General features: G+C 57.9%; 6 protein-coding genes. 3 read left to right on the top strand and 3 right to left on the bottom strand.

Annotated features, from left to right (window positions below; translation table 11 throughout):
• The first annotated feature begins 175 nt into the window (after positions 1–175).
• Complete coding sequence (locus HMPREF2920_RS06375) at positions 176–613, top strand: hypothetical protein (RefSeq protein ID WP_070600898.1); 438 nt, start codon at positions 176–178, stop codon at positions 611–613.
• 181 nt (positions 614–794) lie between these two features.
• Here the strand turns inward: HMPREF2920_RS06375 and HMPREF2920_RS06370 are convergent, their stop codons facing one another.
• From HMPREF2920_RS06370 to HMPREF2920_RS06360, 3 genes are all read right to left on the bottom strand, one after another.
• Positions 795–2,315, bottom strand: coding sequence for an acetaldehyde dehydrogenase ExaC (locus HMPREF2920_RS06370; protein WP_070600897.1), 1,521 nt, complete (start codon positions 2,313–2,315; stop codon positions 795–797).
• Between the two features lie 121 nt (positions 2,316–2,436).
• Positions 2,437–3,162 carry a LuxR C-terminal-related transcriptional regulator gene (locus tag HMPREF2920_RS06365; RefSeq protein WP_038626003.1) on the bottom strand — a complete coding sequence of 242 codons (726 nt, stop codon included), beginning with the start codon at positions 3,160–3,162 and terminating at the stop codon, positions 2,437–2,439.
• On the bottom strand, positions 3,159–3,938 hold the full coding sequence (locus tag HMPREF2920_RS06360; protein ID WP_083308202.1) for a sensor histidine kinase: 780 nt from the start codon (positions 3,936–3,938) through the stop codon (positions 3,159–3,161). The genes HMPREF2920_RS06365 and HMPREF2920_RS06360 overlap by 4 nt, the downstream gene beginning before the upstream one ends.
• A gap of 126 nt (positions 3,939–4,064) precedes the next feature.
• Here HMPREF2920_RS06360 and HMPREF2920_RS06355 point away from each other — a divergent pair, with 126 nt between their 5' ends.
• Together HMPREF2920_RS06355 and HMPREF2920_RS06350 are read left to right on the top strand one after the other, a co-directional pair.
• Positions 4,065–4,781 (top strand): ABC transporter ATP-binding protein, encoded by a 717-nt coding sequence (locus tag HMPREF2920_RS06355; protein ID WP_042389415.1) that lies wholly within the window; start codon positions 4,065–4,067, stop codon positions 4,779–4,781.
• Positions 4,778–6,214, top strand: coding sequence for an FtsX-like permease family protein (locus HMPREF2920_RS06350; protein ID WP_049189608.1), 1,437 nt, complete (start codon positions 4,778–4,780; stop codon positions 6,212–6,214). Before HMPREF2920_RS06355 ends, HMPREF2920_RS06350 begins: the two co-directional genes overlap by 4 nt.
• Positions 6,215–6,273 lie beyond the last annotated feature (59 nt).

Raw genomic sequence — 6,273 nt, 5'->3', positions numbered from 1 at the left:
GTCATAAACTCACACAGTTTCACATTTGCAGCCCATAATTTTTCGGGGTTGTCAGTTTTGCTACTTAACCCACTCTATGGTCGGGGGATTTTTGCTCTTGCGGGCGTGACTCGATTCTCCACCGGGGAGGGGAGATTCGGTCTTTCTGGAAGTTATCTCACGTAACCTGGGACGCATGAGGCTCGACAATATAACCCGCCCCTTGCTGGCGTCCTTTTTCGCCGCGGTCGCGTGGAGTGTTTTAGGTGGGCTAATCTTGCCGGAGCCCAATCTCGCCTACGACGAAGGAATTGCGTCGTGGATTGTGTCCATGCTGGTCTCAGTAATGCTGGTCGGAGCAATAGCCGTTTTCGCCGGTGATGGGTCGTTGGCTCGGGGGATGACCAGCGTGCGGAGCATTGTCGCAGCAGCTACCGGCGCAGGAATTGCCGCGCTTGGCGATCTGGCATTCCTATTTCTCACCACGCCGCCCGATGGTCAGGACGGCCTGGTCGTCGCCTATGTTGTGTTCTTTTACATCCCGCTACTATTTCTCGGCGGATGGGCCGCTAGTGCCGCGATTAATCGGATGCGTAGGTGGTACCGGCAAGTGAAGAAAGAAAGAGAGGCCTAGCTGGCGGCCGTGAGTTAGGCCTCTAACTTTGGAGCCGCCAGCGCCTGGTGCGTCAGGTTAAGGCCGACCATCGTAACCTGCCAGGCGCGGAGGGCGTTTTTTGGGGCAGAGGCGATTGTCGACACCTTCATCGGACGTGAATCGGAATCGACAAATCGCCTAGCCCCAAGGGGTCGGATTCTTAGAACAGGCCAGTCGGGTTCTCGTCGTAAGAGACGAGCATGCACTTGGTCTCCTGGTAGTGCTCGAGCATCATCAAGTGATTCTCGCGGCCGATACCGGACTGCTTGTAACCGCCGAAGGCTGCGTGAGCAGGGTAGCTGTGGTAGTTATTCACCCACACGCGGCCGGCCTGGATACCGCGGGCAGCGCGGTAGGCGTTGTTCTGGTTGCGGCTCCACACGCCGGCGCCAAGACCGTAGATAGTGTCGTTGGCAATCTCGAGAGCCTCGTCCAGGGTCTTGAAGGTTGTCACGGCCAGGACCGGGCCGAAGATTTCCTCGCGGAAGAAACGCATCGAGTTGTTGCCCTTAAAGATTGTCGGCTCGACGTAGTAGCCTCCCTCCAGCCCTTCGAGCTTGGCGACGTTGCCACCGGTGAGAACCTGTGCGCCCTCCTTCGGTCCGGACTCCAAGTAGCCGGAGATCTTGTCCAGCTGCTCCTGGGATGCCTGGGCACCCATCTGTACCGACGTATCCAGCGGGTTGCCGGTCTTGATTTGCTTAACGCGCTCGACCGCGAGCTTCAGGAACTCATCAGCGATGTCCTCGTGGACTAGAGCTCGCGACGGGCAGGTGCAGACCTCGCCCTGGTTCAGCGCGAACATGGCCAGGCCCTCGATGCACTTCTCGCGGAACGCGTCGTCGGCGTCCATGATGTCGGGGAAGAAGATGGATGGGGACTTGCCGCCGAGCTCCAGCGTGATTGGAATAATCTTGTCGGACACTGCCTTGTTGATTACCTGGCCAACGGCAGTCGATCCGGTGAACGCAATCTTGGAGATTCGGTCGCTTGCGGTCAGCGCAGCACCGGCTTCGGTGCCGAGGCCATTGACGATGTTGAGGACGCCGTCCGGAAGCAGATCGGCGATGATCTCGGTGAGCATGAGAATCGACGCGGGGGTCTGCTCTGCAGGCTTGAGCACGATGCAGTTGCCGGCGGCGAGGGCCGGGGCGATCTTCCATGCGGCCATCAGGAGGGGGAAGTTCCACGGGATGATCTGGCCGACGACGCCGAGTGGCTCGTGGAAGTGGTAGGCGACCGTGTTGTCGTCGATCTGCGAGATGCGCCCCTCCTGCGTGCGGGTGGCGCCGGCGAAGTAGCGGAAGTGGTCGATTGCGAGCGGGATGTCAGCGGCGAGGGTCTCGCGGATGGCCTTGCCGTTCTCCCAGGTCTCGGCGACGGCAATCTTCTCAAGGTTCTCCTCTATACGGTCCGCGATGCGGTGGAGGATCAGCGCCCGCTCGGCCGCAGAAACCGAGGCCCAGGAGTCCTTCGCTTTGTGTGCGGCGTCGAGGGCGAGCTCAATGTCTTTCTCGTTAGACCGCGGAACCCGGCAGAAAACCTCGCCCGTAACCGGGGTGGAGTTGTCCATGTATTGCCCGTCTACTGGAGGTGTCCACTTACCGCCGATGAAATTCTCGTACTGCTCCTTGTACGTGAAGATTGCATCGGGGGTGCCGGGGTTGGCGTAAACAGTCATGTAGACACGTCCTTTCGATAGGGAAACAACAAGCGTATGTGCCAACTTTAAATTGTGACTCGTGCCACAATCAACACTTATTTTTTCATCGCCTTTGCGAGAGATGCGATTGCTGCCGACCCTAAATCTGCCCCGACGTCGCCGTGAGGAACTCCAAAATTGCCCGCACACGGCGGTTTTCCTCACCGGGCTCCAGATGCAGCTTCATAAAAATGTTGGACACGTGTTTCGCCACTGCCGCCCCGGAAAGCACGAGGTCATCGGCAATCTGCTTATTGGACTTGCCGCGTGCCATCAGCTCGAGCACTTCGCGCTCGCGCGCCGTTAAACTGGCTAACCCCGATTTACCGGACTGCATCAATGCCGTCGCCACATCAGGGTCAATCACCACGCCACCACCGGCGACGACTTCGAGCGAACCCAAGAAGTCCAGCACCTGGCCAACGCGGTCTTTGAGCAGATACCCGGTCCCGCCACTCGAGCTGCTGCCACTCGAACCGACCCCAGTACCAACCCCAGCACTACCTCCAGCCCCGCCCGGCGAGAACAACTCACGCGCATACGCCGGCGCCACATACTGCGACAGCACCATCACATTCAGCTGCGGATAGCGCTCGCGCAACTCGACCGCCGCCCGCAGGCCGTCATCGCTCATCTTTGGAGGCATGCGCACATCGGTTATCACCAGATCTGGCAGCTCGCCCGTGTCATCAAAACGGTCATCGATGTCCGCTACCAGGCCGTGGGCGGTGTCGACCATCGCAATCACTTCATGTCCACGCTTTTCGACGAGCCCCGCGACCCCCTCCCGCAGGAGTGCCGAGTCATCCGCAATGACAATTTTCATTTCTTCTCCGCACCTTTCATTTCCACGTCTTCCATTTCTCCAATGCCCGATTCCCAGCGGTTCAACATCAAAGGAATTCTGGCTATTACCTGCGTTGGCCCACCTTCGGGAGAGTGCATGGTCATTGCACCGTCGAAAGTGGCTAGACGCTCTTTCATGCCCCGCAATCCACGTCCCAATTTTGCCCCGCCTGGGCCTTGGTCCGTAATTGAAATATTCAGTGTTTGATCTGAGGTGAGCAGCACAGAAACAGGAGCATTCGGCGCATATTTCGCCGCATTAGTCAGCACTTCTGCACAGAAAAAATACGCCGCGGCGAGCACACTTTCTTCCAATTCCGGCAGGGGATAGGGAGTGTGCACAACAACGTGAGGGCCGTACCCTTCAGCAATCTCTTCCACAGCCGCTTGCAGACCGCGATCACGCAACACCTGCGGGTGAATTCCGTGGACTGTTCGCCGCAAAGCGCGTAATCCATCCTCCAAATGGCCGCGAGTTTCCGCGAGGAGCTGCATTAGTTCCTCATTGCCAGTATTGGATGCCTCCAATTCTGCAAGTCCCAATTTCATTGAAGCCGCAACAATGTATTGCTGAGCTCCGTCGTGGAGGTCATTTTCAATGCGGCGACGTTCAATCTCGAAGGCTTCGGCAATTGTTCGTCGTGAAGCGGTAAGTTCGGCGATGCGAGCGGCGGCGGATTCCTCGTAGCTGCGTTTATGCGCTTTTTCGCGGCGGTTCGCGCCGATATATTTGCGGAAATAATCCTTCAGCTCCATAGTTTCCTATGGTACGAAAGCTCTGTCTGCGGAGGAATTAATTTCCGGCATAGTAGACCTAGCACTACCGCAAAAGGAAAGTGGGCACGGTGTTGAAATCGCCTCCGTGCGAGTGAAATGAGTGCCATGACAGACAACAACAGCCCAAGAAACGCACGACTTTGTATTCGTGACATCACTAAGTCCTACAATTCCGCTCCCGTTCTCACCGGCATTTCGCTGACCATTGAGCCCGGCGAAACCGTGGCAGTCATGGGACCGTCAGGTTCTGGTAAGTCCACGCTGCTGCACTGCATGTCCGGCGTGTTGCTGCCGGACGACGGCGACGTCATCTTCGGTGACACAAAGATTAATTCGCTTTCTGATGCCGACCGCTCCGCCCTCCGCCTGCACGACTTCGGCTTCGTTTTTCAAGATGGCCAGCTCCTTCCCGAGCTGACTGCCAGGGAAAACGTTGCTCTGCCCATGATTCTGCAGGGCAAGAAGCGCTCAAAGTCACTCGCGCTTGCCGACGATGTCCTCAGCCGCCTGGGCCTAGAAGACCTAACGCGCCGTCGCCCAGGACAGATGTCCGGCGGCCAAGCACAGCGTGTAGCAATTGCCCGCGCGATGGCCGGCGAGCCAGGTGTCATCTTTGCTGATGAGCCGACTGGCGCGTTGGACCAGTCCACAGGCCATGAGGTCATGCAGCAGCTCACCGCGTTGGTGGAGCAGACTGGGACGACATTGGTGATGGTCACGCACGATGTGAAGGTGGCCGACTGGTGTCGTCGACGTGTGGAGATCCGCGATGGCCTGATTCACGACGACCGCATGCTGGCAGGAGCGGAGGTTACAAAGTGAGCACCGTAACTGAAGCACCAAAACCCCAGAGAATTCCTACCGGCGCACTAGCGGACTTGAGCACGCGGCTGCAGCGCGCCGGGCGCGAATCGCACTCGGGAAACGGTTGGTTGTCCGCGCTGTCTGTGGTCGCTATGACTGTGAGCACCTGGTTGGCGCTGGTTGTCGTTGGCGGCACGGCGATGTTTTACCGCCGTTGGCAGGCTGAGCCAAAGCTGCCGCCGAACCCAACGCCCGAGGATTACATGAATCAAGGTCAGGGCGAGATGTACCTGCAGCTGGCACTCGTGGCCTGTGTGTTTGTGATTCCGGCAATGGTTTCGCTGGTGGCCCAGTCGGCGGTGCTTGGCGCTGCGGGGCGTGAGCAGAGGTTGGCAACTCTGCGCTTAATTGGTCTCTCCAACGGGGCAGTTACACGCATGGTAGTTATCGAAACCCTCGTCTTGGCAGCTGTTGGGCTTGTGGTGGGCACGTTGTTGTCGGTGGCCACTGCGCCATTCTGGGCGATAATCAAGTTCGACAATGACTACCTGGATACCTGGGACATGTTGCTGCCCTGGTGGGGCTACCCGCTGGTCTGGGTTGCCGTGGTGCTACTCGCACTCTTTGCCGCTGTGGTCGGTTTGCGAAGGGTGATGATTTCACCACTCGGCGTTAGCCGCAAGGAAGTGCCCAAGTCGATGAAGGCATGGCGCATGATTGTGGCCGTTGTTATCGGTGCGATCGTCCTGTACGTGATTGCCAACTCCAATATCGCGGGTGGAACCGTCACTGCCACGCTTGGTGTCGCAGCGATGATGTACCTGATGGTCTGGGCAATTGGCCTGGTGGCGCCTTTCTTTATCCAGCTTGTTGCCCGCATCTCCAGCTTCTTCGGTACTTCAAGTGATTTTGTGGCGACGCGACGAGTCGCGACTAACGCTAAGGAATCGTGGCGTCGAGTAAGTTCCATGGCCTTCCTGTCCCTGCTGCTTGGCTACACAATGATGGTGCCTGGCGAAGACAAGATTGAAGAGGTTGCAGATGTCACATTCGCGCACGATATTGCAACCGGTGTGACTATCACTTTCGTAATCGGTTTCGTTCTGCTGCTGGTGTCAACGCTTTTGACTCAGGCCTCAGCCGTCTATGAAGAGGCATCGCTGACAAAGGCGCTGGACTTCATCGGTACGCCAATCAACTTCCACCGCACGGTCACTTTCAAGCAGACATTCTTTCCCATGCTTGCGACCAGCATCTTCGGCTTTGTCATGGGTGCGCTGTTGGGAGCCACCATGTTCGGCCCGATTGCGAACGAAATCACGTTTGGTCAACGCTCCCTTGTAGTTGCGCTGGCGTACCTCGTGGGAGTTGTATCAGTTGGCGCTGTGACCTTGGCGGTTGATCCGCTTCGCCACAAGTTGCTGGGTCGCCAAATCCGTCACAACGACTAGTCACCATTGCAACGACTAGTCGCCATTAAAAGGACAGTGGAGTGGCCGGGCAGTGGTGC

It is taken from the genome of Corynebacterium sp. HMSC075F02, assembly GCF_001838335.1.
In the GTDB taxonomy this organism is placed as follows: Bacteria; Actinomycetota; Actinomycetes; order Mycobacteriales; family Mycobacteriaceae; genus Corynebacterium; species Corynebacterium jeikeium_D.
The sequence above is the reverse complement of the archived record's forward strand: the minus strand, read 5'-3'. Positions and strand labels throughout refer to the sequence as shown.